The sequence below is a fragment of the Streptomyces sp. NPDC102279 genome, from assembly GCF_044766365.1.
In the GTDB taxonomy this organism is placed as follows: domain Bacteria; phylum Actinomycetota; class Actinomycetes; order Streptomycetales; family Streptomycetaceae; genus Streptomyces.
Window position 1 is genome coordinate 356121 of record NZ_JBIWLU010000001.1, and the last position, 25256, is coordinate 381376.

The 25256-nt window shown below is 67.6% G+C and carries 20 protein-coding genes; 9 read left to right on the forward strand and 11 right to left on the reverse strand.

What is annotated here, in order from left to right; genetic code table 11:
• Positions 1 to 17: 17 nt before the first annotated feature.
• Positions 18 to 1730 (reverse strand): subtype B tannase, encoded by a 1713-nt coding sequence (locus tag ACIRQH_RS01480; protein ID WP_404223569.1) that lies wholly within the window; start codon positions 1728 to 1730, stop codon positions 18 to 20.
• A gap of 335 nt (positions 1731 to 2065) precedes the next feature.
• On the opposite strand from ACIRQH_RS01480, the gene ACIRQH_RS01485 reads away from it, so the two are divergent.
• Entirely contained in the window at positions 2066 to 2605 is a 540-nt protein-coding gene (locus ACIRQH_RS01485; RefSeq protein ID WP_404223571.1) for a GNAT family N-acetyltransferase, read from the forward strand.
• 110 nt (positions 2606 to 2715) lie between these two features.
• On the opposite strand, the gene secY is transcribed toward ACIRQH_RS01485, so the two are convergent.
• Positions 2716 to 4026, reverse strand: coding sequence for a preprotein translocase subunit SecY (gene secY / locus ACIRQH_RS01490; protein ID WP_358816487.1), 1311 nt, complete (start codon positions 4024 to 4026; stop codon positions 2716 to 2718).
• 292 nt (positions 4027 to 4318) lie between these two features.
• A complete protein-coding gene (locus ACIRQH_RS01495; protein ID WP_388865756.1) occupies positions 4319 to 5032 on the reverse strand; it encodes an SDR family NAD(P)-dependent oxidoreductase in 714 nt (237 codons plus the stop codon).
• Positions 5033 to 5460: 428 nt separating this feature from the next.
• Here ACIRQH_RS01495 and ACIRQH_RS01500 point away from each other — a divergent pair, with 428 nt between their 5' ends.
• The 3 genes from ACIRQH_RS01500 to ACIRQH_RS01510 all read left to right on the forward strand — a co-directional run bounded on the left by ACIRQH_RS01500 (position 5461) and on the right by ACIRQH_RS01510 (position 10722).
• Positions 5461 to 6492, forward strand: a complete 1032-nt coding sequence (locus ACIRQH_RS01500; protein WP_388865753.1) for a DUF4331 family protein — start codon at positions 5461 to 5463, stop codon at positions 6490 to 6492.
• 141 nt (positions 6493 to 6633) lie between these two features.
• Complete coding sequence (locus tag ACIRQH_RS01505) at positions 6634 to 7758, forward strand: tellurite resistance/C4-dicarboxylate transporter family protein (protein WP_404223574.1); 1125 nt, start codon at positions 6634 to 6636, stop codon at positions 7756 to 7758.
• Positions 7759 to 7974: 216 nt separating this feature from the next.
• Positions 7975 to 10722: a multifunctional oxoglutarate decarboxylase/oxoglutarate dehydrogenase thiamine pyrophosphate-binding subunit/dihydrolipoyllysine-residue succinyltransferase subunit gene (locus tag ACIRQH_RS01510; RefSeq protein ID WP_404223576.1), complete on the forward strand. Its 2748-nt coding sequence runs from the start codon at positions 7975 to 7977 to the stop codon at positions 10720 to 10722.
• 153 nt (positions 10723 to 10875) lie between these two features.
• On the opposite strand, the gene ACIRQH_RS01515 is transcribed toward ACIRQH_RS01510, so the two are convergent.
• Both ACIRQH_RS01515 and ACIRQH_RS01520 read right to left on the reverse strand, forming a co-directional pair.
• Entirely contained in the window at positions 10876 to 11937 is a 1062-nt protein-coding gene (locus ACIRQH_RS01515; protein ID WP_388931898.1) for a GlxA family transcriptional regulator, read from the reverse strand.
• 220 nt (positions 11938 to 12157) lie between these two features.
• The gene (locus tag ACIRQH_RS01520; RefSeq protein WP_404223579.1) at positions 12158 to 12661 is read right to left on the reverse strand and encodes a MarR family transcriptional regulator; all 504 of its coding nucleotides are present in this window, start codon (positions 12659 to 12661) and stop codon (positions 12158 to 12160) included.
• 207 nt (positions 12662 to 12868) lie between these two features.
• Here ACIRQH_RS01520 and ACIRQH_RS01525 point away from each other — a divergent pair, with 207 nt between their 5' ends.
• Positions 12869 to 14482, forward strand: a complete 1614-nt coding sequence (locus tag ACIRQH_RS01525; protein WP_388865738.1) for an FAD-dependent oxidoreductase — start codon at positions 12869 to 12871, stop codon at positions 14480 to 14482.
• A gap of 72 nt (positions 14483 to 14554) precedes the next feature.
• On the opposite strand, the gene ACIRQH_RS01530 is transcribed toward ACIRQH_RS01525, so the two are convergent.
• The 3 genes from ACIRQH_RS01530 to ACIRQH_RS01540 form a co-directional block, all read right to left on the reverse strand.
• A complete protein-coding gene (locus tag ACIRQH_RS01530; protein ID WP_404223581.1) occupies positions 14555 to 16900 on the reverse strand; it encodes a glycoside hydrolase family 65 protein in 2346 nt (781 codons plus the stop codon).
• Positions 16897 to 17634 (reverse strand): HAD family hydrolase, encoded by a 738-nt coding sequence (locus ACIRQH_RS01535; RefSeq protein WP_404223977.1) that lies wholly within the window; start codon positions 17632 to 17634, stop codon positions 16897 to 16899. Before ACIRQH_RS01535 ends, ACIRQH_RS01530 begins: the two co-directional genes overlap by 4 nt.
• A gap of 132 nt (positions 17635 to 17766) precedes the next feature.
• On the reverse strand, positions 17767 to 18228 hold the full coding sequence (locus tag ACIRQH_RS01540; protein ID WP_358819681.1) for a universal stress protein: 462 nt from the start codon (positions 18226 to 18228) through the stop codon (positions 17767 to 17769).
• 247 nt (positions 18229 to 18475) lie between these two features.
• On the opposite strand from ACIRQH_RS01540, the gene ACIRQH_RS01545 reads away from it, so the two are divergent.
• Positions 18476 to 19681 (forward strand): AI-2E family transporter, encoded by a 1206-nt coding sequence (locus ACIRQH_RS01545; RefSeq protein ID WP_388865732.1) that lies wholly within the window; start codon positions 18476 to 18478, stop codon positions 19679 to 19681.
• Between the two features lie 80 nt (positions 19682 to 19761).
• Here the strand turns inward: ACIRQH_RS01545 and ACIRQH_RS01550 are convergent, their stop codons facing one another.
• A complete protein-coding gene (locus tag ACIRQH_RS01550; protein ID WP_358819680.1) occupies positions 19762 to 19938 on the reverse strand; it encodes a hypothetical protein in 177 nt (58 codons plus the stop codon).
• Between the two features lie 227 nt (positions 19939 to 20165).
• Between ACIRQH_RS01550 and ACIRQH_RS01555 the strand changes: the two genes are divergently transcribed.
• Positions 20166 to 20660 carry a hypothetical protein gene (locus tag ACIRQH_RS01555; protein WP_404223585.1) on the forward strand — a complete coding sequence of 165 codons (495 nt, stop codon included), beginning with the start codon at positions 20166 to 20168 and terminating at the stop codon, positions 20658 to 20660.
• Between the two features lie 66 nt (positions 20661 to 20726).
• Positions 20727 to 21182, forward strand: coding sequence for a MarR family winged helix-turn-helix transcriptional regulator (locus ACIRQH_RS01560; RefSeq protein ID WP_388865730.1), 456 nt, complete (start codon positions 20727 to 20729; stop codon positions 21180 to 21182).
• A gap of 62 nt (positions 21183 to 21244) precedes the next feature.
• On the opposite strand, the gene ACIRQH_RS01565 is transcribed toward ACIRQH_RS01560, so the two are convergent.
• Together ACIRQH_RS01565 and ACIRQH_RS01570 are read right to left on the reverse strand one after the other, a co-directional pair.
• Positions 21245 to 21430, reverse strand: coding sequence for a hypothetical protein (locus ACIRQH_RS01565; protein WP_388931908.1), 186 nt, complete (start codon positions 21428 to 21430; stop codon positions 21245 to 21247).
• Between the two features lie 121 nt (positions 21431 to 21551).
• Entirely contained in the window at positions 21552 to 22316 is a 765-nt protein-coding gene (locus ACIRQH_RS01570; RefSeq protein WP_388865726.1) for an SDR family NAD(P)-dependent oxidoreductase, read from the reverse strand.
• Positions 22317 to 23297: 981 nt separating this feature from the next.
• Here ACIRQH_RS01570 and ACIRQH_RS01575 point away from each other — a divergent pair.
• The gene (locus ACIRQH_RS01575) at positions 23298 to 25226 is read left to right on the forward strand and encodes an N-acetylmuramoyl-L-alanine amidase (protein WP_404223589.1); all 1929 of its coding nucleotides are present in this window, start codon (positions 23298 to 23300) and stop codon (positions 25224 to 25226) included.
• The last annotated feature ends 30 nt before the right edge of the window (positions 25227 to 25256 follow it).

Sequence of the window (25256 nt, forward strand, 5' to 3'; positions counted from 1 at the left end):
CCGTTGCCGCAGTCGGCCTATCCGTGGTGCCCGGGGGCAAGCGGGGTGCCGGCCTTGCGGACGACGTCGGCGATCCAGGCCATGGCCTCGGGCACGTCGTAGTTGCCGGCGTGCGGCTGGTTCCAGGCGAGCTGGTAGTTCACGTTCTTGACCTGCTTGTCCGCTTCGAGCGCCCGGTCGAGATTGAGCGAGATGATGAACGCGGTGTCCCGGTCGCGGGTGCCGTTGCGCACATACCAGTTCGGCGCGGTGTCGGCGCCCGTGCCGACGAAGTCCATCGGGTCGATCAGGTGGACCTGGTCGTCGACCGTGGTGCTCTTCTTGCTGGTGTACTGGTCCCACGTCAGCCCGGTGTCGTCGATGCCGCTTCCGTCGCCGGCGACGTTGTTGTGATTCCAGCTGTACTCGGTGTAGTTCATGTACTTCTGCGTCGGCGGGCCGAAGAGGTTGGTCTCGGTGCCGCTGGTGGTGTTGCCGTTGACGCCCACGGCGTCGAAGGCCGGAGTCGTCTTGAGGGTGGCCTGGGTGGCGACGAAGGCGAGGTACTTCGCCATGTCGACGGAGAGCACCTTGCCGGTGGTGTTGTCCGCGTCGATCCAGTCGTTGACGTACGACTTGGTGGTGGGCGGGCCGCCGGGGCCGCCGGACTGGATTTCGAACGTGCCGCCCAGGGGCGGGATCGTGTTGGCGGGATCAGCCTTCAGGTAGGTCTCCGCCGAGCGGATGACCTCTTGCCTGATGGTGTCGAGCATGTTGGCGGCGGTGAGCCGGGAGCCGTCGGGGTTGCGCAGCCCGAGGTTCTTCTCGTACGCGGGAAACTGGGCCGCGATGGCGGCAGCGTCCACGGGCGAGGGGTTCTCACTGGTGGTGTCGCGGGTGCCGAGGATGTTGTACAGCCACTCATAGGCGCTGTCGGCGTTGCCCAGGTCGGTGATCGGGCAGTACGCGTTGACGGCGAACACGTCATCGCGCAGGGTGCTTCGGTCCTTCGCGTCGATGCCGGCCGCGCCGATCGCGGCAAGGTAGGGGTTGTACTCATCGCTGTTGCCGGACGCGCCCAGGATCGAGGACAGTGCCCCGCCACCGCTGGTGCCGTTCACGACGATCCGCTCGGCGCTGCCGGACATCGCCGCGTCGTTGAGGCGGAGGTAGCGGACGGCGGCCTTGGCGTCGACCACCGGGGCAGGGGCTTTTCCGGGAGAGGTGCCGTCGGCGCCGATCAGTCCGCGGCTGCGGTTGGCGACGTCGGCGAAGACATAGCCGGCCTTCAGAGCGGCGCCGACGTTGCTCGTCGCGCTGGTGTAAGAAGCGCCGTTGGTCACGCTCGCCTTGAGGTAACTGGCCATCCAGCCGCTGTTGTTCACCGCGAAGTAGATCGGGGCCTGCTGGTTGCGGAAGGCGCTCTCGGGGACGAACACGTTCATACTCTCGTAGCCGCACGCGGTGTTGGGGATCGTGGTGCTTCCGCCACCGGGACCGCTGGGTTGCTGCGCGGCCGCGGCGACCGGGCTCGCGACGTAGCAGATCTCCTTGTACCAGCGCACGTTCATCGGCCGGCCGTCGACCGAGACGGTGATCGTCGTGTAGGCGGTGGAGTCGAACGCGAGCGCGGCGTCCTGCGGGTCCGTGCCCTTGACGCTTTCCCGCGAGTGGCCCGCTCCGGTGCCGGCCGCCGCGAAGGAGGCAGGCACGGGGCCGGCAGCGAGGGCGAGGGTGCCGGTGATCGCCACGACTCTCAGGAAGTCTCTACGGATCGCGGGGTGTCCTTCGCTTCTGGCCGTCGCTCGGGTCACTCCATCGCGTCCGAAGGACGCGGAGGGCCGCTGCATGGGAGGTCTCCCCTCGTTGAGCACCAAGTGCTCCGCCGATGCCTTGGGGCCAAGGCGTGAGGGACGCTACAAGATTGTTAACAATATGCCTAGCGATCCGTCGGACAATATTGCCGACGTTTACCCTCCTGCCGGCCGCGGCACTCGTCCCGGTCGCCAACTGCGCGCGGCGTGAAGCCCGGCCGATCGGTCCAGCCGTCTTGATCGTTGCCGGTCCCGCTGATTGATTGGTCGGCATGACCGATCTCGGACCCGTCTCCTGGCCACCTGCCCCGATCAAGACCGGGCGGCTCGTACTCCGCGCGCCCGAGGCCCGGGACCGTGCGACGTTCGTCGAACTGCTCGCGTCCCCGGAGGCGCACACCTACCTCGGCGGGCCCCGGCCGCGTCACGACCTTGAACGCGAGTTGCCACGGGTGCCCGAGCGGTGGCCCGGGAGCTTCGTCGCGGAGCTCGACGGGTCGATGATCGGCCAGATCCTGCTCAGGAGGGCGACGGAGCACCGTCGCGCGGCCGCCATGGGGAAGGCGGATCTCGGCTACCTGTTCCTGCCGCGGGCGTGGGGATTCGGGTACGCCACCGAGGCATGCGCGGCGGCACTCGGCTGGCTCGCCGACGCGCTTCCCGGCGAACCGGTGGTGCTCGCCACCCAGACCGCCAACGCCGCCTCCATGCGTCTCGCGGCGAAGCTGGGGTTCACCGAGGTGGAGCGGTTCGAGGCCTGGGGCGCCGAGCAGTGGCTGGGCATGCGGACCCCGCTCACACCGTCCGACTGAGTTCACGCCCGACAGCGATCCCGCGACTCGACGAGGAGCGGGCCCAGTTCAAGGGGCGCGCCACCGATCGACTGCCCTACGAGCCGGCCTCGAACGCGGTCCCCGTGTGGCTACTTACGGAGGAAGCCCGTGTAGTTGTGCTGCTCCACCTGGCTGTTGATCTGTTTGACCGTCTCCAGACCGACACTCACGATGATCAGGACGCTCGTGCCCGTCAGCTGGTTGGCGCCGCCGAAGCTGGCGAAGGCCACAGTCGGGACCAGGGCGATCAGGCCGAGGTAGAGCGATCCCGGCCAGGTGAGCCGGTTGAGTACGTAGCCCAGGTACTCGGACGTGGCCCGGCCCGCCCGGATCCCGGGGATGAACCCACCGGCCTTCTTGATGTTGTCGGCCACTTCCTCCGGGTTGAACGTGATCGCCACGTAGAAGAACGCGAAGAACACGATCAGGAGGAAATAGGCGGCGATGTAGAAGGGGTGGTCCCCGCGGGTGAAGTTGCGGTTGATCCAGGTCGTCCACCCGGCGGACGAGTCGGCGAACTGCGCGATCAGTGCCGGGATATAGAGGAGCGACGAGGCGAAGATGACCGGGACCACACCCGCCTGATTGATTTTCAGCGGGATGTAGGTGGCTGTTCCGCCGTAGGACTTACGGCCGATCATCCGCTTCGCGTACTGAACCGGAATACGGCGTTGCGCCTGCTCCACGAAGACGACCAGCCCCACCATCACGAACCCGATGAGAAGGACCAGCCCGAAGTTGACCCATCCGCCGGCGATGGTGCCCTCTTCCTTCACGGTCCACAACGCGCCGGGGAAGGTGGAGGCGATCGAGATGAAGATGAGCATCGACATTCCGTTGCCGATACCGCGTTCCGTGATGAGCTCGCCGAACCACATCACGCAGGCGGTCCCCGAGGTGATCGTGAGCACCATGACGATGGTGGTGAAGATCGACTGGTCGGGGACGATGTTGCCGGCTGTCGGGCAGTTGGGGAAAAGAGCACCGCTCCGGGCCGTGGCGACCAGACCTGTGCTCTGGAGGAGGGCAAGCCCGACCGCCAGGTATCGGGTGTACTGCGTGATCTTCCCCTGTCCGGCCGCGCCCTCCTTCTTCAGGGCTTCCAGCCGGGGAATCACCACCGTGAGCAGCTGCAGGATGATGCTTGCCGTGATGTACGGCAGGATTCCCAGGGCGAATACCGTGATCTGCAGCAGAGCCCCACCGCTGAACTGATTCACCAGGCCCAGCAGTCCGGTCCCCTTGGACACGGCACTCACGCACGTCTGGACATTCTGATAGTCCACGCCGGGGATCGGCACGTGCGATCCCACGCGGTACAGAACAATGATGCCGAGCGTGAAGTAGAGCTTCTTACGCAAGTCGGGCGTGCGGACGACCTGGACGAAAACGTTGGGCACGGCTTCCTCCTCCGCCCCCACGCAGGAACGTCAGGGGTGAAAAAAGCAAAGAACATTCACAGCATAAGTGGACATTAGCCGCATATGACTGGCGCCTCGCCCGCACAGGTTCGGAATGCCCTGTTCGCCGCAGTCCGTCGATCTGAGGCTGGGTCATGGAACAGCCGGCCCCATGGGCTGTCCAGCCAACCGCTCCGGAACAAGAGACAGCCGTCGGCACATGGAGCATCAGATGCCGGTGCAAGCAGACACGCTGGTGAGCGCGAGCCGTCGGGCCCGCGCTCGGACGACCTCAGTGCCCCGCGCTCTGCCCGCCGTCGACATGCGAGATCTCGCCGGTGACGAACGGGGCCTGCTCCAGGTAGAGGATGGCCCGCACCACATCGTCCACTTCGCCCATCCGGCGGACCGGGTGCAGCGCCGCCTGTTCGCCGCCGGGATCGGTCGGGTGCATCGAGGTCCGGATGACCCCGAGCGAGACGGCGTTCACGCGAATGTCCCGGGTGGCGTACTCGATCGCCAGCGACTTGGTGACGGCGTTCAGTCCCCCCTTGGTCAGGGACGCTAGCGCTCCCGTGACCCGGGCGTCGGCGTTGTCGACCAGGCTGGTGGAGATGTTCACGACATGGCCGCCACCTTCGCGGGACAGCATCGCGTCGATCGCACTCCGGGAGACCTCGAAGAAGCCGCGCACGTTCACGCCGACGACCGAGTCGTAGTCCTCGTCGGTGTAGTCGGTGAACGGCTTCGCGACGAACACTCCCGCGCAGTTGATCAGCGTGTCGAGGCGGCCGAACCGATCCATCGTCGCCTCGACGATCCTCGCGCCTGCCCCGGGCGCGGCCACATCGTCGGCCACGGAGAGCACATCCGGATCGTCCGACGGCTGAATCGAGCGGGCGACCGCGGTGACCATGTAGCCGAGCTGCCGGTAGGCCGCGACCACGCCTGCCCCGATGCCTCGCGAGGCGCCGGTGACGACGGCGACTTTGTGCGTGTTGTCCATGAGGGATTCTCGCCCGGCAGGGTCCTGCCGGTGCGCGCGTCGCCGTGCGTGTCGCGACACTCGGCGGCCGGGTGGACCGGCGGGGTCACGGCACCGGCTCCGTGCGATCGGTTCGGCGACGGGCGCGGGGCATCGGATCCGAATGCCAACCACCTGCGCCGCCCCTTCCCCCCGGTGCTCCGGGAACAGGTCCTGCGCAGTCCGAGTTCACCGTGCATCTATCGGCAGGAGCGGTACGCTGAAGAAAGCGGCATACCGCCCAACGGGGGACTTACTGTCGTCCCGCGGTCCAGATCCCTTCTTTTTGCGGGCAGTTGAGTACGGGCCCAGGTCATGCGTCCAGGGTCATCGAGCCCGCAGGCGTCTCGTGCCGCGGAGGGATCACGGCGTCGCCCATGCGCCGTCGAAACTGCATCTGGAGTCATCGCATGTCCCATCATCTCGATTCGCCAGCGGCCAGGGCCGATGCCCGGCTGAACATCTCCGACACGTACGTGTTCCGAGGTGACCGCGGAACCGTCCTGGTGATGAACGTCTGCTCCGACTCCGCGGGTCCTGACGCGCCGAAGGGGTTTCACCCCGAGGCTCGATATGAATTCAAGATCGACAGCACAGGCGACGCGGTCGAGGATCTCGCCTTCCGCTTCACCTTCGGGGAGTCGGATGCCGACGGCTCGCAGACGGTCGAGCTGAGCCGCATCGCCGGTGCGGACGCGGCCGACGACTCGGCGGCCGGCACCGTACTGCTCGCCGGCCGGACGGGGCGAGAGCTCAGCACCGATGCGGGTCTGCGGGTCTGGACCGGTCGGGCCAGCGATCCGTTCTGGATGAACCCGGCCGTCGTGGAGGCCGTCGGCCAGGCCTTCCAGCACGGCACCGACGTCGAACTGCCCGAGCCGGATTCCTCCGAGGTCAAAAGCCTGTTCTCCGGCATGAAGGTGCGTTCCATCGTGCTGGAGGTGCCCGACTCCGAACTGCTGGCTCACACGGACGGCCGGGATATCGGCGTATGGGGTGTGACGGCACTGGCGACCGATGCCGGCGGATGGCACCGCATCAACAGGTGCGGACTTCCGATGGTGTCGCCGATCTTCGCGCAGTTCGACGACGAGCTCGCGGAACTGCTGAACCAGACCCGACCGGCCGACGACACCCGCGTCCTGAGCCGGGAGATCACCGGCCGCGTCGCCGCGGTCGTCGGCGCCCGCGGCACCACGGCGGATCCCCATGTCTACGGCCAGGAAGTGGCCGAGCGGATCCTCCCCGACGTCCTTCCGTACACGGTGGGCACTCCCGCCGTCTTCGGCTTCGCGAAATTCAACGGCCGGGCACTCACCGACAACGCGGGCGAGGTCATGTTCTCTCTCGCGACCGACAGCGCCCTGAGCGTCGGACTGGGCAAGGAAGCGGTAGACGCGCCGACCACGGCGTCCTTCCCCTACGTGGCCCCGACCGTCTGACAGCCCGACGTCCTCGGAGCACTCGGGCCCTGTGCGCTGCCCGTCGGCATTCCGGTGGCCGAGGCTCCGGTGGGCACCGGTACGCGCGGTGCGACCGCCCCGGCGAATCGAGGAACCCTGTGTTCACGTGGAATGAGCTACATGACGGTGAGACAGCCGTCCTCGGCGAATGGCCTTCAGGTGTCCACCATCAAGCCTGATGCGCGCCCCCAGGGAAACCGGGCGACGCTCTCCTCCGCCGTGGCGAACCTCAACCCGGGCGCGCTCTCGTTCGTCATGGGCACGGGGATCGTGTCCACCGCGCTGTACGTCAACGGCGCCGGCACCGCTTCCGCGGCACTGCTCTGGGTGGGACTTGCGGGTTTCGCGGTGCTGCTGCCCGCTTACGGTTGGCAACTGCTGCGCCGGCGGGAGCGGTTCGTCGCGGGCCTGCTCGGCCCTCGCTCGTTCGCCTTTCTCACCATCGCCATCGCCTCCAACGTCCTGGCCGCACGACTGGTCCCGAGCGGACACACAGCGGTGGCCGGGGCGTTCCTGGCGTTCGGAGCGGCGATGTGGCTGCTCCTGGGTTACGCGATTCCCCTCGGACTGATCACCACCACACGGCGACGCCCCTCGATCGACCAGGTGAACGGAACCTGGTTCCTCTGGTCGGTGGGCTCCGACTCCATAGCCGTCGGGGCGGCCTCCCTGGCTCATGTGACCACGGGCGACCTCTTGCCGGTGGTGGCCGTGGTGTGCTGGGCCATCGCCCTGGTGCAGTACCTGCTGGTCGCGGGGATCGTCCTGGCCAGGCTGCTCGTGCGACCGGTCGCACCCGGGGATCTCATGACGTCGTTGTGGATCTTCATGGGTGCGGCGGCCATCAGTGTCCTCGCCGGGACGAGGCTGCTCGAACTCCCACCGGACAGCCTGCTCATTCCTCACGCGGTGCTCACCGGCTGGTCCGTCGTCCTGTGGTCGTTCGCCAGCTGGCTGATCCCCCTGCTGCTGGCTCTGGGCGTATGGCGCCACGGGGTGCAGAAGATTCCGCTGCGTTACGAGTTCGGCTGGTGGAACCTCGTCTTCCCGATCGGCATGTACGGGGTCGCCACCCACGAACTGGGACGCACGACCGGGACATCATGGATGACCTCGATGGGTCGTGGGGAAATCTGGGTCGCCACCGGAGTCTGGGCCGTCGTGATCGTCGCCATGGCCGCTTCCGCGGTCGGCCCCTACGCCAGGACCGGCCGTCGGGACGATGCGCCCACTCGCCCGCATTAGACGCGATGTCCTGATCTGCCGCTGATATGGCATTCAAGACTATCTATCCAGGCTGCGCCGGAGGCATATTGTCGGTGACCCGACACGGGCGAATGCCCAGCTCCCACAACGGATGTCCGGCGAAGACGAAGCTCGCGATCACCACGAGTGACGAACCGGATTCCGGCAGTGCCGGCCGTCGGTTGTTCCGAATGAGGAAGGAAGGCGATCCACACCGTGGCGTCGCAATCCCGTGCCGCAGAGCCGGCCCTGAAGGGGCTGGACTTCGGCATCAACGAATGGCTCGTGGACGAACAGTACGAGCGCTTCCTGCACGACCCCGACTCGGTGGGCCGGACCTGGAGGGAGTTCTTCACCTCCCCGGTCTCCCTTCCGGCTCAGCGGGCGGGACGTCGCGCGACAACTGCTCATGCCGGGTCGGACGAGGCTGCGATCAAGGCGGTCCGCGTTGCCGCACTCATCGACGCCTACCGGGCGCGCGGCCACCTGGCGGCCGACACCGACCCGCTCACGAACGGGCGCGGGGACACGCAGCCGGATCTCGACATCACGGCGTTCGGACTCCGAGACGACGACCTGCCGGAAGAGTTCGCCGTCGACGGGTTCACCGGCCGGACCACCATGACGCTCCACAGTGTGCTGAACGCTCTGCAGGAGTCCTACTGCCGTACGGTCGGCACCGAGTACACGCACATCCGCAGTTCCCAGGAACGCCTCTGGATCCAGCAGCGCACGGAAGCGACTTCCCCCCGGCCGGATGTCGCCGAACAACTGCAGATTCTCTACCGGTTGGGCGCGGCAGAAGCTTTCGAGACGTTCTTGCAGACGAAGTACGTGGGCCAGAAACGGTATTCGCTCGAAGGCGGGGAGTCGGCGATCGTGCTGCTCGATGCCCTGCTCCTCCGCTGCATCAGGCAGGGCATGAGCGAAGCCGTCATCGGCATGGCCCACCGAGGCCGCCTCAACGTACTGGCCAACATCATCGGCAAGTCCTACTCGGACATCTTTCACGAGTTCGAGGATGCCGCTGACGTCCGGTCGGTCCAGGGATCGGGCGACGTGAAGTACCACCTCGGCGCTGAGGGAACCTACCGCGCCCTGGACGGCCACGCGCTCGCCGTCTCCGTCGTGGCGAACCCCTCGCATCTGGAGGTCGTAGGACCTGTGGCACAGGGCGTGGTGCGCGCCAAGCAGGACCAGGCCGTGGGCGGTGCGCAGACCGACCCCATCCTGCCGATCGTCATCCACGGCGACTCCGCCTTCGCCGGTCAGGGCGTGGTCTCCGAGACGCTGAACATGTCGCAGCTGCCCGGGTACCGCACCGGCGGGACCGTTCACGTCGTCATCAACAACCAGCTCGGCTTCACGACCTCGCCCGCCAACGGCCGTTCCAGCACCTACGCCACGGACGTCGCCCGCTCGGTCGACGCGCCGATCTTCCACGTCAACGGAGACGACCCCGAAGCAGTCGTACGGGTCGCGCGCCTGGCGTTCGACTACCGAGAGACCTTCCACAAGGACGTGGTCGTCGATCTGATCTGCTACCGGCGCCACGGGCACAGCGAGGTCGACGACCCGTCCATCACGCAGCCGGCGATGTACGACCGGATCAACGACAGGCCTTCGGTACGCAAGCTGTACGCCGAGGCGCTGATACGCCGAGGGGACATCGGTGAGCGCCAGGTGGACGGCGCGTTGCGGGATTACCAGGGTCACCTGGAGCGGGCCTTCACCGAGACCCGGGCGCTGCCGGTCGCCCCCTCCCCCGTGCCGCAGCACTTTGCGGACGTCCAGAAAGCGGCACCCTCCGCGGTGTCCACCGCCATCACGGAGGCCACGGCCCGGCACGTCGTCGCTGTGCAGACCGATCCGCCGGAAGGGTTCACCGTCCACGCGCGCGTCGCTCCGCAACTCCTGCGGCGTGCAACGATGTTGGACGCGGGCACGATCGACTGGGCCACCGCGGAATCACTGGCCATCGGCTCCCTGTTGATGGACGGGGTGCCGGTGCGACTCGCCGGGCAGGATTCCCGGCGTGGCACGTTCGGCCAGCGGCACGCCGTGCTCACCGACCGGCACAACGGCGTGGAGCACACACCGCTGAACTCCCTCGGTTCCGGTGCCGCCGAACTCGCCATCTACGACTCTTCGTTGTCCGAGATGGGGGCGCTGGCCTTCGAGTACGGCTACTCGCTGGCGCGGCCCGACGCCCTGGTGCTGTGGGAGGCCCAGTTCGGCGACTTCGCCAACGGAGCACAGACGGTCGTCGACGAGTACATCTCGTCATCCGAACAGAAGTGGGGTCAGCGCTCGGGGCTGACGCTTTTGCTGCCGCACGGTCTGGAAGGACAGGGACCCGACCACTCCTCCGGCAGGATCGAACGATTCCTCCAACTGTGCGCGCAGGACAACATGACCGTCGCCATGCCCTCCCTGCCGGGCAACTACTTCCACCTGCTTCGTCGGCAGGCGCTCGGCGATCGCAAGAAGCCGCTGGTCGTCTTCACTCCGAAGTCGATGCTGCGATCGAAGGCGGCCACCTCGGGCCTGGCCGAACTCACCGACGGTGCGTTCCGTGCGGTCATCCCCGATGACACCGTGGACGCCGACCGGATCAAGCGCGTGCTGGTCTGTTCGGGCAAGGTCTTCTTCGACCTGGACGCCCACCGGCGGAAGGCGGACCAGACGGACACGGCGATCGTTCGCCTGGAGCGTCTCTACCCCTTTCCGGAGGAGGAGATCACCGCGGAGCTTGCCCGCTTCCCCGCCGGCGCCGAGGTGCGATGGGTGCAGGAGGAAGCCCAGAACCAGGGGGCGTGGTCTTTCGTCGGGCCCCGTCTGGAACGGCTGGCGGACCAGCCCGTCGCGTGCATCAGCCGACCGGATGCGCCGGCCCCCGCCGTAGGGTCTGCCCGACGGCATTCCGGCGAACAGAGGGATCTCGTGCTGTCAGCGTTCAACTGACCGCACGACCGCTCCCGACGCGGAGGACAGCAGCCGCAGCGTACGCAGAACCGTGCTCTCGGGCATTCCTCGGACCGCTTACGAGGAATGCCCGGTGCGGAAGGCGGCACATCGTGCGCCGTACTGCCGAGCAGCAGTGCCCGCGGTGACGGCTCAGTCCGCCGCCGTCTCCGTCACCGGTCGATCGTGCACCGGCAACGGGGGCAGCACGGCGGGCACCAAGTCCTTCCCAGCCGCGTGAGTCGTCCGGAAACCGGCCCGGAAAGCAGCGGGCGTCACACCCAGGTTGCGCACGAACGACCTGCGAAGCGACTCGGGTGAGCCGAACCCCGTGCGCCGGGCTATGACCGGCATGGAGTCGTCACTCGTCTCCACCAGCGCCTGGGCCGCTTCGAGTCTGACCTGCTCGACATAGCGCGCCGGGGTGGTTCCGACCTCTTCGTGGAAGAGCCTGGTCACGTGACGGACGCTGATGCCCGCTCTGGAGGCCATGGCCGCCAGCGTGTGATTGGCCCCCGGATTCTCGGCGACGGCATCCAGGAGCCGGCGGAGCACGTCCTGGGTGGTGTGCGAGGTTCGCGAGCGGACGCTGAACTGGGACTGGCCACCCGGCCGTTGCATGAACACGACCATGTCCTTGGCGACCGATCGAGCGACCTCCGCCCCGTAGTGCTCCTCCACGAGCGCCAAGGACAGGTCGATGCCGGTGCTGACACCGGCTGACGTCATCATCTTGCCGTCCCGCACGAAGATGGCGTCCGGGTCGACCCGCACGGACGGGTAACGAGTCGCCAGCTGACGCGAATACCGCCAGTGCGTCGCGGCGCGACGGCCGTTCAGCAGCCCGGCGGCGGCCAGCAGGAACGCTCCCGTGCACACCGATGCCGTGCAGTGGCTCTTCTCGTTCAGTCTCCGGACGACATCCAGAACCGCATCGTCCTTGATCAGCGATTCCCATTCCGGACCGCCCGGCACGACCAGCACATCCAGGGGTTCGCGCACTTCGTCGACGGAGAGGTCGGCGCCGAGGCGGGTCCCGGCGGAAGTCATCACCGCCGATCCGTCCTCCGAGGCGATCCGCACCCGGTAGCGCCCGCCGAACTCGTTGGCCGTCGTGAACACCTCTACGGGGCCCGTGACGTCGAGCAGCCGCACCCCCGGAAACACGAACACCGTCACCGTGATCGGATCCGCTCCAGGGCGCTTGCGGTGCATCGAATGCCTCCCGGCGGTCCGCGGCGTGAACACTAGATCGCTACGTGGTCGATGGCAGCATGCTCACCAATGATCGCCACTCCGCCACGGAGATCTCGGCGATCACGGACCGAGGGCAGCGCGGCGCCGCCGCGTCGGCCAAGAGCCACACATCAACTATGCGCCCGTAACCCGGACCGCGACCATGACCGGTTCGCTCCCTGCTGGAAGGCTCAGCCTCTCAGCCGACGTCATCGGCAGCCGACACCACCTGACGGACCCCGGCCGGGTCCGCGACCAGGTGTGCACGGACGATCGAGTTCGCCGTCCCCTCCACATCGGCGAACCGGGCCCGTCCGGCCGGAGTCAACGTGACCCGCACCATGCGTCGATCCCGGTCGAATCGACTGCGTTCGACCAGCCCCAGGCGCTGCAGGCCTCTCAGGAGGTAAGAGACCCGGTCTCCCGACTCTCCGAGAAAGACCTTCAGCTCAGTCACCGGCGCGGACCCTCCGGCTTCCTCGGCGAGGAACCCGAGCGTGAGGTAGTCGAGGAGCGACAGACCGTGCCGCGTGCGCAACTCGCCGTGCAAATGGCCCAGGGCCCGCAGAGTGCGGGAATCGTCCCGCCCCGTGATGTCCGGCGAAGTCCTGTCAGTCATGGCGTTCCCGAGAGTCGACCCGTCGGTCGCCGAAACCGCGACCCGAAGCCATAACCCCGCCGCCTCCCGCAGCGATGGCCACATCACTGGACGGGAGGCCCTCGGATCAGGACACAGCCGTTCGGGCCGCCACCCGCGGGCAAGGAGGTAGCTTTCCTGTACAGGCAGCCGTGTGAAGGTCCAATTACAATGAAGTTTGAACGGTGGATTTCTTTCAGCCTATTCGACATCTCGTTTTCTCATAGGCGTCTCCCAGCAATGTGGGTTGCCAAGCGGCAGAAGGAGATATCGGTGAACGACGCGTCCGAAGCACGTCTGCCCGCCCTGGGGACACACCTGACCTACGCCCCCAATCCGAGCCGTGCCGAGACCCGGGAGCAGCTTTCCAAGGCGACGTACGACCTTCTCGTGATCGGTGGTGGCATCCTGGGCATCTCGACCGCCTGGCACGCCGCGCAGTCCGGGTTGCGGGTGGCTCTGGTCGACGCCGGTGACTTCGCCGGCGCCACCTCCTCCGCCTCCTCCAAGCTTCTGCACGGCGGTCTGCGTTATCTGCAGACCGGCGCGGTGAAGCTGGTGGCGGAGAACCACTTCGAGCGCCGTGCGGTCTCCCGTCAGGTCGCTCCCCACCTGGCGAATCCGCTCACGTTCTACCTCCCCGTGTACAAGGGCGGGCCGCACGGCGCGGCGAAGCTCGGAGCGGGCGTCTTCGCCTACTCCGCCCTCTCCGCCTTCGGCGACGGCGTGGGCCACCTGCTCAGCCCCGCCAAGGCAGCGGAGAGCGTGCCCGAGCTGCGCACCGACAACCTCAAGGCCGTCGCCGTCTACGGCGACGACCAGATGAACGACTCCCGGCTCGCGCTGATGACCCTCCGCGCCGCCGTCGAGTCCGGCGCCTCCGTCCTCAACTACGCCGAGGTCACCGGGCTGCGCTTCACGAACGGTCGGGTGACGGGAGCCGAACTCAGAGATCAGCGCTCCGGTGACGAGTTCGGCGTGGACGCCCGTCTGGTGCTGAACGCGACCGGGCCATGGGTCGACCACCTGCGCAAGCTGGAGGACCCGAACGCGGCCCCGTCGATCCGGCTGTCCAAGGGCGCCCACCTGGTCCTGAAGCGGACCGCACCGTGGAAGGCCGCCCTCGCGACCCCCATCGACAAGTACCGCATCACCTTCGCCCTCCCCTGGGAGGACATGCTCCTGCTCGGCACCACCGACGAGGAGTACGAGGGCGACCCGGGCGCGGTCGGGGTGACCGAGAAGGACACGGCTCAGATCCTGGACGAAGCGGCTCTGTCCGTGCGGGATCAACAACTGTCCCGAGACCTCATCACGTACTCCTACGCCGGTCTGCGGGTGCTGCCGGGCGGCCCCGGCGACACCTCCAAGGCCAAGCGGGAGACGGTCGTCACCGAGGGCCGCGGCGGCATGCTGTCCGTCGCGGGCGGCAAGTGGACCACCTTCCGGCACATCGGCCGCACCGTGCTGAAGAAGCTGGAGACACTGCCCGGGCACCCGCTGGGTGAGGACATCGAGCCGATCTCCGAGCTGCCGAAGAAGATGCCGCTCCCCGGCATCGCCAACCCGCGCGCCGTCGCACACCGGCTGCTCATCGACAACCCGGCGCCCGGCCCCCGCATGGCCGCCGACACCGCCCGGCACCTGTCCACCCACTACGGCTCGCTGGCCTTCGACATCGCCCGCCTGGCGAACGAGAACCCCGAACTCGCCGAGCGCGTCCACCCGGACGCCCCGGAGATCTGGGCACAGGTCGTCTACGCCCGCGACAACGAGTGGGCCCAGACGGCGGACGACGTGCTGCGCCGCCGCACGACACTCACCATCCGCGGCCTGGCCACGGACGACATCCGCCGCCAGGTGGAGGACCTGCTGCAGGCGAAGTAGCCGCGCCGACCTGCGACCGCCGGAACGCGACCACTCCTCGAAGCCGAGCCGACTGATCCTGTCGGCATGTCGTCATGGGCGTTGTGCGGGGCGGCGGCCGTGCGGTTGCTCCGGGGCGGACTCCGGGGCGTGGGCCAGGAGGGGCATGGGCCGGGAGGGAGTGGTGGAGACCGTGAGCTGCGTTCCCTCATGGACGATGGTCAACGGCTCCCCCGCCGTGAGGGTGTAGGTGGCGGCGGAGGAGTCGATCTCCACGCGAAGGCAGCGCCCTCGTGTCTGGACCTTGAACGCCAGACGGCTCAGCCGACCGGGCAGGCGCGGTGCGAAGGTGAGCGTCGCCCCCTTCTGCCGCATGCCTCCGAAGCCGGCGACCAGGGCGAGCCAGGAGCCGGCGAGTGAGGCGATGTGGAGCCCGTCGCGCGTGTTGTTCTCAAGGTCGTCGAGATCCATGAGGGCTGCTTCGCCGAGATAGGCATAGGCGAGGTCCATGTGTCCCACTTCGGCCGCCATGATCGCCTGGCAGCAGGCCGAGAGGGATGAGTCGCGGACGGTGAGCGCCTCGTAGTAGGCGAAGTTGCGCCTCTTCTGCCGGTCGCTGAACAGGTCACCGCACTTGTACATGGCGAGGACCAGGTCTGCCTGTTTCACCACTTGTTTGCGATAGAGATCGAAGTAGGGATAGTGGAGGAGGAGCGGGTACTGGTCGGCCCCTGTTTCCGCGAAGTCCCACTTCTCGTGTCTGGTGAACCCGGCATGTTGCTCATGGACGTCGAGGTCGTCGTTGTACGGGATGTGCGTCCGCTCTGCCGCCAGACGCCAGGAAGTCGCTTCCTCCGCGCTGACGCCGAGGGCGGCGGCCTGCTCCGGGTAGCGCTGGACGGCGGTGACGGCGGTACTCAGATTTGAGCGTGCCATCAGGTTGGTGAAGACGTTGTCGTCGACCAGGGCGCTGTACTCGTCGGGTCCGGTGACGCCGTCGATGTGGAAGGTCCCGCCGGCGTCGGTCTGGCCGAGCGAGGCCCACAGGCGGGCGGTCTCCACCAGGATCTCGACTCCGGTGTCGCGCGCGAAGTCCTCGTCGCCGGTGGCGGCGACGTAGGTGGTCACCGCATCGGCGATGTCTGCGTTGATGTGGAACGCGGCAGTGCCGGCGGGCCAGTAGGCCGAACATTCGGAGCCGGTGACGGTCCTCCAGGGGAACGTGGCGCCTTTCAGGCCGAGTTGAAGGGCGCGTTCACGCGCGGCGGGGAGGGTGTTCTGTCGCCAGCGCAGGACGCCGGCCACGGCTTCGGGGTGCGTGTAGGTGAGCACGGGCAGGACGAACGCTTCGGTGTCCCAGAAGCAGTGCCCGTCGTAGCCGGAGCCGGTCAGGCCCTTCGCCGGGATGGCGCGGCCCTCGACCCTGGCTCCCGCCTGGAGCGCGTGGAAGAGCCCGAAGCGGACGGCTTGCTGGATCTGTGGGTCTCCGTCGACCTCGACGTCCGCGTGTTCCCAGAAGTCGTCGAGGTACGAACGCTGTTGCGCGAGCAGTTGCTCCCAGCCCGTACTCCGCGCGCCGGCGAGCGCGGCGTCCACCTGATCGCGCACGCTCGGCAGCGACCGCTCCGCCGACCATCCGTAGGAGACGAATTTGGTCAGCCGCAGCGACTGGCCGGGGGCGACCTGCGAGGTGACGGTGAGTCGGCTGACGTCGGCGTCGCTCTCGCTCGACGTCTGCGTCTCGGCGGGTCCTTCGACCAGGTGGTCGGCCGCGGCGGCGACCCGCAGGCGGCTGCCCTCCGTCGTGTGGATGAGGCGCAGCCGCATCTCGGCGGCGTAGTCCTCCTCCGCGACGAGGGGCGAGGTGATCGCCGCGGTGGCCCTGGGGTCGCCGGAGCCCTGTGGCAGCGCCTCGTTGGCCACGAGTTCGGACTGGACGACGAGGCGTACGTCGGCGTCCACGGCTTCCACCTCGAAGCGGATGGCTGCGATGGCCCGCTCGGAGAAGGCCACCAGCCGCGTGGACCTGACCCGGACCGTGTGTCCCGATGGAGAGGTCCACTCGCAGACGCGGTGCAGGAGTCCGGAGCGCAGGTCGAGCGTGCGCTCGTGGGAGCGCAGGGTGCCGTAGCGCAGGTCGAAGGGTTCGTCGTCGACCAGCAGGCGGATGATCTTCCCGTTGGTGACATTGATGACCGACTGACCGGACTCCGGATACCCGTATCCGGCCTCCGCGTACGGCAGGGGCCGCAACTCGTGGACCCCGTTCAGATAGGAACCGGGCAGGCCGTGCGGCTCTCCTTCGTCGAGATTGCCGCGCCATCCGATGTGGCCGTTCGACAGGGCGAAGACGGACTCGCTCTGCGCGAGCATGTCGAGCTGCAGTCCGCTCTCGTGGAGGGACCAGGGATCGACGCTGTACGCGGGGTGGGTGATCATCGCGTCTCCTGGAGGGCGCCGAGTCCTTGAACCACGATGTCGGCGCCGTGCGACCGCAGGGCGTCCGCCTGCCCGGCACGGTCTACTCCGACGACGTAACCGAAGTGGCCCGACCGACCGGCCTCCATCCCCGCGAGCGCGTCCTCGAACACCGCGCAGGCCGCGGGAGCGACCTCCAGTTCGTGGGCCGCGGCCAGGAAGGTGTCGGGCGCGGGCTTTCCCGGCAGGCCCCGGGCCTCGGCGACCACCCCGTCGATGCGCACGTCGAACAGTTCCTCCGCACCGATCGCCCGCAGCATCGCGCGGCAGTTCTTGCTGGAGGAGACGACCGCGGTCCGCAGGGCGGCCGTGCGGACGGCCCTGACGTAGGCGAGGGAATCGTCGTAGGCTTCGACGCCGTCCTCGCGGATCCGTGCGAGAAGCAGCTCGTTCTTGCGTTCCGCCAGCCGCCGGACCGTGTCCAGATCCGCTGGGTCGCTCGGGCTGCCCTCGGGCAGTTCCACGTCGCGCGAGGCGAGGAAGGTCCGAACACCGTCCGTTCGGGGTCGACCGTCGACGTATCTGTCGTAGTCGGTCTGGTCGAAGGGACGAAAATCCTGACCGAATCGGGTCCTCAGGAATTCGTCGAACATGTCCTTCCACGCCGTGGCGTGCAGACCGGCAGTACGCGTGATCACACCGTCGAGATCAAACAGGCACGCCTGGATGTCGGTGGGCAGACCGAGGTTCGTCACCATGCGGTCCTTCCTCGGCCCGTCGCCCTCCATGCCCGCCGGCAGCCCCCTTCACCCGCCTGACGGCGCACGGGCCTGATGCGCTCCACGCGGCCCTTCTCCGTGGCATTCGGACGGCGAGGTGGGCGAATGTCACGGAACCACGGTGACAGGCCAGAGGCCACGCTTGACCAGGCGGACGGCCATTGAACCGATGAGTCTGTGTCCAGCGGACTCGGAGGCGCCGACCACGACCGTGTCCGCCTTCAGATCACGCGCTGCTGTCACGAGCCCGTTGTACGGATCGTCCCGGAATGTGTGGAAGGACCATCGAACCCCTCCGAGGGCCTGCAGATTCTCGGTCGCCGACTTGATTTCGCCCGCGACCTCTTTTGCCAGTTCTTCGGTCAACAATGTGGCATTCACGCCGGCGGCAACACTCGCCGCCATGTACGGCTGGACGTAGACGAGAGCGAGAGCCGAGTTCTGCCTGCGCGCGAGGCCCGCGGCATAGGCTGCGGCCCGCCATGAGGATTCGGATCCGTCGACGCCCGCGAGAACGACCCTCGGCCCATCCGTGCCGCGCTCGAACACATTCTGATGCTCGTCAGTCACAGAGGAAAGGCTAACTGTTCCCGCTGTCGGAAGCGCTCTGGCGTACTCCGGCTGCCGGATGCGATCGGGTGGCCGCGACGCGGCGAGCGCACTTGGCCCATCAAGGTGATCCCGCTGCCTGCGCACTCCGGGATGAAGTGATTCAGCTGATCATTGGTATTGAATTCCTATCTGTGCCTGCAGCCATGGCACTCTGCCCGCAGGGGCGGCACTCCTGCGGGTATGCCGTGTCCCTTCCGACAGACAGGTGCGGCCCGTGCGGTTCAGAAAGAGGCCGGAGAATCCCGACGCCCGTCACGAGGGAGCAGGCGGCCGGCCGGCCGCCCCTCCCCCGGCGTCCTCTCCGCCCTCCGTGGGTGTGCCGTCCGCATCCGGCCGCCCCGAGCCCGTCTCCGTCGTTCCGTGGGGAATCCGGGTCGGAGCGGAAGTGGGATGGCGCCTGCTCGTCCTTGCGGCCATCCTGTGGGTGCTGATCCGCGTCATCAGCGTCGTGCACCTGATCGTGCTGTCCTTCGCGGCAGCCCTCCTGATCACCGCACTTCTTCAGCCCACCGTGACCCGTCTCCAACGCCATCGGGTACCGAAAGGCCTCGCGACCGCCGCGACGGCCCTGTGCGGGTTCGTTCTCCTGGGCCTGGTCGGCTGGTTCGTCGTCTGGCAGGTGATGGACAACCTGGACGACCTCACGGATCAGCTCCAGAACGGGGTCGACGACCTCAAACGCTGGCTTCTCAAGAGTCCGTTCCACATCACGGAAGCCCGGCTCAACCACATCTCCGACAGGCTGGGCGACAGCATCGGATCCAGCAGCGATCAGCTCACCGCCGCCGGCCTCCACGGCGTCACGGTCCTCGCGGAACTCCTGACCGGCGTCCTTCTGACGGTGTTCTCGACGCTGTTCCTGCTCTACGACGGACCGCGTATCTGGAAGTGGACCCTCAAGTTCGCCCCGGCTCCCGCCCGTTCCGCCATCGACGGCGCCGGCCCCCTTGCCTGGCACACCCTCACCGCGTACGTGCACGGCACCGTCATCGTCGCCTTCATCGACGCTGTCTGCATCGGGTTGGGGATCTACATCCTCGACGTCCCTCTGGCGCTGCCGCTGGCGGTCGTCATCTTCGCCGCCGCGTTCGTCCCCCTGGTCGGTGCGGTCGCCTCAGGAGCCTTGGCCGTGATCGTCGCCTTCGTCACCCAGGGCGTGTTCACCGCCCTCCTGGTCCTGCTCATCGTCCTCGGCGTACAGCAACTCGAAGGTCACGTCCTGCAGCCGTTCATCCTGGGCCGCGCGGTGCGGGTCCATCCACTCGGCGTCATTCTCTCGGTGGCCGCCGGGGGTCTCATCGCCGGCATCGGGGGTGCGGTGGTGGCCGTGCCTCTGGTGGCCGTGGTCAACACGGTCGCCGGCTACCTGCTGAACCGGGACACCGAACGACCGCACGAAGCCACGGAGTAGAGCCTCGACTCGATCCACCGAGGATCAGTCTCTGAACGCCCGCGACCCGGGGCCCGCCCACCTCCGGCGTTCGGGCCGGTTCACTCCTCGCGCTCGAACTCCGCCTGGGCTCGCTGCGCGTCCAGTTCGTCCTGTGCGGTGCGGTAGACGTCACGCACCAGGCTTCGGACCACCTCGGGGTCGGACGACGTGGAAGCTGTACGAACCCGGTCCTCCCAGCCGTCCGCCTCGCCCTGATTCCCATCGTTCCTGGCCATACGACAACCCTAGCCATGCCCTCACGGATCGCCACTCGGGTCGATTCTTGCCACTCGGGTCGAATCTCGGATGTAATTGTTCAGTCAAGTTATATCGAACCATCGCACGCGCGATTCCCGCACATATCCGACGGGGAGAATGACGTGACAGGGTGTTTCGCCGGAGCCCTGAGTACATGGGTAATATGCGCAACGCTATCCATGACGGTTCGAAGGAGTGACCGGTTGTGACCAGCCAGCCAGCCGCCACCCTCCGGTCGCGGTACGTCGAGCAGGCCGCGTCGGATCTGGAGGAGAACCGCCGTCGCCAGAGGGAACTGACCGACAAGATCTCGGCGTTGCGGCAGGAAGAAGCGATGTTGCTGGACATCCTGAGCCTGGCCGAGCGGTACGAAGTCTCGCCGGATCCGTCACGGGTGCCCGAGCAGACTCACGCGACGGTGCCCGGTGCGAAGGGGGCGTCGCGGCGGTCGCTGCTCGGGAGCGTTCTGCTGGAACTGCTCGCCGGCCACGACGAGCCGCGTCTGGCCAAAGAAGTGCGGGAAGAACTCCTGGTGAAGCACCCGGACCGCAGCCCGACGCCCCAAGTCGTGCGCAACACTCTCGAGTCGTTGGTGGCGAAGGGGCGCGTCCAGCGGCACAAGCAACAGCGAGCCGTGATGTACAGCCTCGCGAAGCGCCCGGAACTTCGCGTCTCCTCCGCGTCGAAGAACTTCGACTGACCCGCGGGCGGAGTTCGGAGTTCATACGTTTCACCGGCGTCCGTCAGCGGCACTTAGACTGCGGCCATGTCAGACGTGACGAACATCGAGCCTCTCCATCGTGATGAGGAGGCGTTCCTCCGGGCTCTGGGCAGGGTCATGGCGCTGCTGCCTCGAACCGTCGACGCCGACATGGTCGAGGACCATCCCATTTCCGGTACCGAGTACATGGTCCTGGTACACCTCTCCGAGGCGCCCCACCAGCAGATGCGGATGAGCGAGCTCGCCGGGATGTGCGGGCTGTCGCTGAGCGGCATGACCCGAGTGGTGGGCAGGCTCACCGCACAGTCGCTCGTCCTCCGGGAGAAATGTCCGGACGACGGACGGGCGTGGCTGGCCGTTCTCACCGACTCCGGGTGGGCACAGCTGAGGCAGGCGTGGCCCACCAACCTGGCGAGCGCGCGTCGCCACGTCTTCTCCCTGCTGGAAGGCTGCGACATCGCTGCGGCCGCCAAGGTGCTGGAGCGCATTGCACCGTCCTGACCAGGGTCTTGCTTCGGCGCGAACTCGTTCGGTGCGATGAGACGCGATCGACTCGGCTCAGGTCACAGCCCAAGGTCGAGGGCGAGACAGGAGAACTGGTTCCAGGAGGCTTCAGGGTTGTAGGAGGCGACACTCGGGCCGTTCGCCGCCTGCTCCTGGACCATCCGGTCGAAGCCGATGCGCTCAGGGAGCTTGCCGAATCGAGCCTGCCGCGCCGCCGCCGCATCCGTTGCACCCTCAGTGTCCATGATGACTTCCTCTCCCCTGCTGCCGCACGGTTCGGCCGACGATCTGATCACTTCGGCGTCCCGGATAGGAACAAGGCTGAACCCTCGCACGTCACCTGTCAAGACAGTGACGCGTCGTGGATCACCAGGAGCTCGCGCCGCCGTCCACGGCGAAGTTGGCACCCGTGATGTACGACGCCCGATCGGAGGCGAGGAAGGCGGATAGTTCCACGATCTCCTCGGGCTGCGCGAAGCGCTTGAGCAGCGTCTTGCTCACGATGGCGGCCCGAGCCTCCTGGTCGTCGCCCAGGTCGCGGTCACTGGCCGGGGTCAGCACCGGGCCGGGGCTGACCGCCACTGCCCGGATCCCGTGCGGGGCACCTTCGAGCGCGAGTTGTCGCGTCATCCCGACGACGCCGGCGTTGGCCGCGGTGTGCGCGACCATCGGAGGGGTCGAGCCCGCTATGAGACCTGCCACCGAGGCCACATTGATGATGACGCCACCGCCTCGCTGGACCAGGTGCGGCCACGTGAATTTCGAGACGAAGAAGGGAATGTCGAGTTCACCGGCCTGCGTCACGCGCCAGTCCTCCGCGGAGAACCCGGGCATGGGCCCGAATCGCTGCAACGCGGCGTTGTTGTACACCACGTCGAGTCCGCCGTAGACGGCCGCCGCATGGTCAGCCATCTGCCGCACCTGGTCCGGGTCGGTGAGGTCGACCGGCGCGATGCCCGTCATCTCGCCTCCGGCGCGCCGTACGAGTTCGGCGGTCTCCTCGTTGGCATCCGCCTGCACGTCGACTCCGACGATCTTCGCTCCTTCCCTCGCGAAGATCGTCGCGGCCGTACGCCCCATGCCCACCGCGGTGCCGGTGATGAGGACTACCTTGCCGTCGAGTGTGCCCATGGCCCTACTCCTCGCATTCCGAGCTGCTGACCGGAAGGAACGGGCGCGACTCGGGACAGGCCGTACACCGTCGCGGTGGAGATTCTCCAGAACCGGAATGGCCCGCAGACACACCCGAACCGACGGGCGTCGACGCCAAGCGCCTTGGCCCCGAGGGCAGTTCGCGCCGGAGACATCGCTCGTGAACGGAGCAAGCTCGCTTACCGGACGCCCGCCCTTCCCAGCTTAGGTACCAGTCCGGCCTGACGCATGCGGGCAGGTGGACCTGGACTGTGGTCCTCCCCCCACGGGGCGCGGCCGCTCGGCGTACGACGGTCAGGCCGATACCGAGGACCTCGAACGACCCTGCCGACTCCCGAACCAGCCGCGCCGAGCAGTTCTCCGACGCCTGCGCGTCGACGCACAGGGGAGGAGTCGACACACAGGGGAGGAACAGATCTCGACCCGCGCTGATCGTCGGAGACGTCGGACAGGTTTTCATCTGCTGAACTTCTGGGGGCGATTCGGCCTGTCGCCCGGTGCGATGCCGTACGCACCTGCCAGTTGACGCCGGTTGCCGAGGCGGAACCACGGGGTGGGTGTGATCGTGCGGACCGATTCCTTTAAGGTACCTGTGAATCCGGAGGCCGACTGCGGAACGCCGCCCGCTACGGCGAGGTGTGCTGCCGCAGTCGGTTCACCTCGTCACTGGGCTTCACGGCGCATCAGCACTGGTCCGATCACGAACGTGACCCGGACGCGCACCGCACGGCATGAGTCTTGACCGGCAGCCCGACACCGTCGGTCTGCCGGTCAAGACAGCGGGAATCGGAATGCGAGTACACACCGGGCCGGCCGGTGTCCGACCTCTTCACGGGGTCGGAGCGGCCTGCCGCCCCGACCTCGTATCGATCAACTCGTGCTGTCGGCCGTGCTGTTCGGCAATCCGGCTGCGGCTCACCCGGTGACCTGTCACTCGAACCCCACGTAAGGATCTTCGTCTTGCACAAGAGGAACAGACGGCTGCGGCTCCCCGCCCTGGTGGCGGCCGGCGCGCTGGCCGCAGGCGGCCTGGCCACGTTGCAGTTCACCGCGTTCGCCGACAGCCCGGACGACTCCGCCGGCACCGTTCGGCAGCAGGACTTCGCCTCCGCCGCCGCGGAGTACGACGTCCCCGTCGACGTTCTGCTCGGCGTCGCCTACCAGGAGTCGGCATGGGACTCCCACGGCGCGCGGCACAGCACCGACGGTGGTTTCGGACCCATGCACCTCACCGACGTGACCCCGGCCATGATGGCCGGCGGCGACGCCGGCGCGGCCGGTCGCGAGGACCTTGCCGCCCTGGCCGGGAAGCCCGCCCTGCACACCCTGCAGGCCGCAGCGAAGCTGACCGGACTGTCCCCGGAAGCCCTGCGTACGGACTCCGGTGCGAACATCCGTGGCGGCGCTGCCCTCCTCGCGTCGTACGAGAAGGCGGTGGCCGGCGGCACCTCGGCGGATCCGGCCAAGTGGTACGGCGCCGTGGCCCGTTACAGCCAGGCGACGCAGCGACAGGGCGCGGTGATCTTCGCGGACCGTGTCTTCGGCACCATCCATAAGGGCGCCTCCCGCGTGACGCAGGACGGCCAGCGCGTCCGCCTCGGCGCCACTCCCTCGGTTCGTCCCGCGGCCGCACAGGTGGACCGCCTGGATCTGAAGACGGCCGACACGGCGGACACCGAGTGCCCGTCGAGCGTGGTGTGCACGTTCGTGCCCGGCTCCTCGGTGGGTCTCCAGGTGTCCAACCGGCCCGCCAACGGCATCCGGATCGACACCATCGTCATCCACGACCTGGAGTCGACCTACGACGCAGGCGTCAAGGACCTGGCCTCCCCCACCAAGAACGCCGCGACCAACTACGTGATGCGGTCGTCCGACGGCGCGGTGACCCAGATGGTCCCCACCAAGGACATCGCCTTCCACGCGGGCAACTACTCCACGAACATGCACTCCCTCGGCATCGAGCACGAGGGGTACGCCGCGAACGGCGCCACCTGGTACACCGAGGCCCAGTACGAGTCCACGGCCGCTCTGGTCACGTACCTGGCCGCACGGTTCGACATCCCCCTGGACCGTCAGCACATCATCGGTCATGACAACGTTGCCGGACCGGCCGACGCCTACGTGTCCGGCATGCACTGGGACCCGGGCAACGCCTGGGACTGGGACCACTTCATGACGCTGCTCGGCCACCCGTACAGTGGCGCGCACCGCGTTCCCGAAGTGGGCCAGGTCGTGACCGTCGACCCGACGTTCGCGGACAACGTACAGACCGTGCGGGTCTGCCCCGGTGACGATCCGCTGGACCCCTCGACCCCTTGCACGGACAAGCAGCAGGCGTCGAACTTCGTCCAGCTCCGCAAGGCCCCGGACGCGAGCGCGCCGCTCTTCGGCGACCAGGCGGTCCACGGGAGCGGCGACGGCACGAACCGCATCAGCGACTGGGGCAGCACCGCCCAGTCCGGGCAGCAGTTCGTCGTCGCCGACGTACAGGGCGACTGGACCGCGATCTGGTACAGCGGTGCCCAGGTGTGGTTCTACAACCCGGCCGGCAAGAACGCCAAGATCACCTACGGCGTGAAGCTGATCCGTCCCGCAGGCTCCACCTCGGTGGCCGTGTACGGGCAGAGCTACCCGGACGCCTCCGAGTACCCGGCGGGCCTGAGCCCGTCGACACAGTCCGCGCTGAGCATGTACACCGTCCCGGTCGGCCAGGCGTACGTCGCGACCCAGCCTCCCGCCGTGACCGACGACTACTTCAAGAGCAGCGGGACCGTCGTCTTCGGCGGCAAGAAGATGTACACCATCCAGTACAACCACCGTGTCGTACTCGTCTACGCGAACGACGTGACGGCGACCCCGGTGTCCCACCACTGGGAGGACGGGAACTGACCAACCCGCCGACGCGGTGAGGGGCCCGGC

Bases quoted from the DNA above. Each gene is read 5' to 3' on its own strand.
- ACIRQH_RS01485 (WP_404223571.1), top strand. From the start codon at position 2,066: ATGACCGATCTCGGACCCGTCTCCTGGCCACCTGCCCCGATCAAGACC.
- ACIRQH_RS01495 (WP_388865756.1), bottom strand. From the start codon at position 5,032: ATGGACAACACGCACAAAGTCGCCGTCGTCACCGGCGCCTCGCGAGGC.
- ACIRQH_RS01500 (WP_388865753.1), top strand. From the start codon at position 5,461: ATGTCCCATCATCTCGATTCGCCAGCGGCCAGGGCCGATGCCCGGCTG.
- ACIRQH_RS01505 (WP_404223574.1), top strand. From the start codon at position 6,634: ATGACGGTGAGACAGCCGTCCTCGGCGAATGGCCTTCAGGTGTCCACC.
- ACIRQH_RS01515 (WP_388931898.1), bottom strand. From the start codon at position 11,937: ATGCACCGCAAGCGCCCTGGAGCGGATCCGATCACGGTGACGGTGTTC.
- ACIRQH_RS01520 (WP_404223579.1), bottom strand. From the start codon at position 12,661: ATGTGGCCATCGCTGCGGGAGGCGGCGGGGTTATGGCTTCGGGTCGCG.
- ACIRQH_RS01530 (WP_404223581.1), bottom strand. From the start codon at position 16,900: ATGATCACCCACCCCGCGTACAGCGTCGATCCCTGGTCCCTCCACGAG.
- ACIRQH_RS01550 (WP_358819680.1), bottom strand. From the start codon at position 19,938: ATGGCCAGGAACGATGGGAATCAGGGCGAGGCGGACGGCTGGGAGGAC.
- ACIRQH_RS01560 (WP_388865730.1), top strand. From the start codon at position 20,727: ATGTCAGACGTGACGAACATCGAGCCTCTCCATCGTGATGAGGAGGCG.
- ACIRQH_RS01565 (WP_388931908.1), bottom strand. From the start codon at position 21,430: ATGGACACTGAGGGTGCAACGGATGCGGCGGCGGCGCGGCAGGCTCGA.
- ACIRQH_RS01570 (WP_388865726.1), bottom strand. From the start codon at position 22,316: ATGGGCACACTCGACGGCAAGGTAGTCCTCATCACCGGCACCGCGGTG.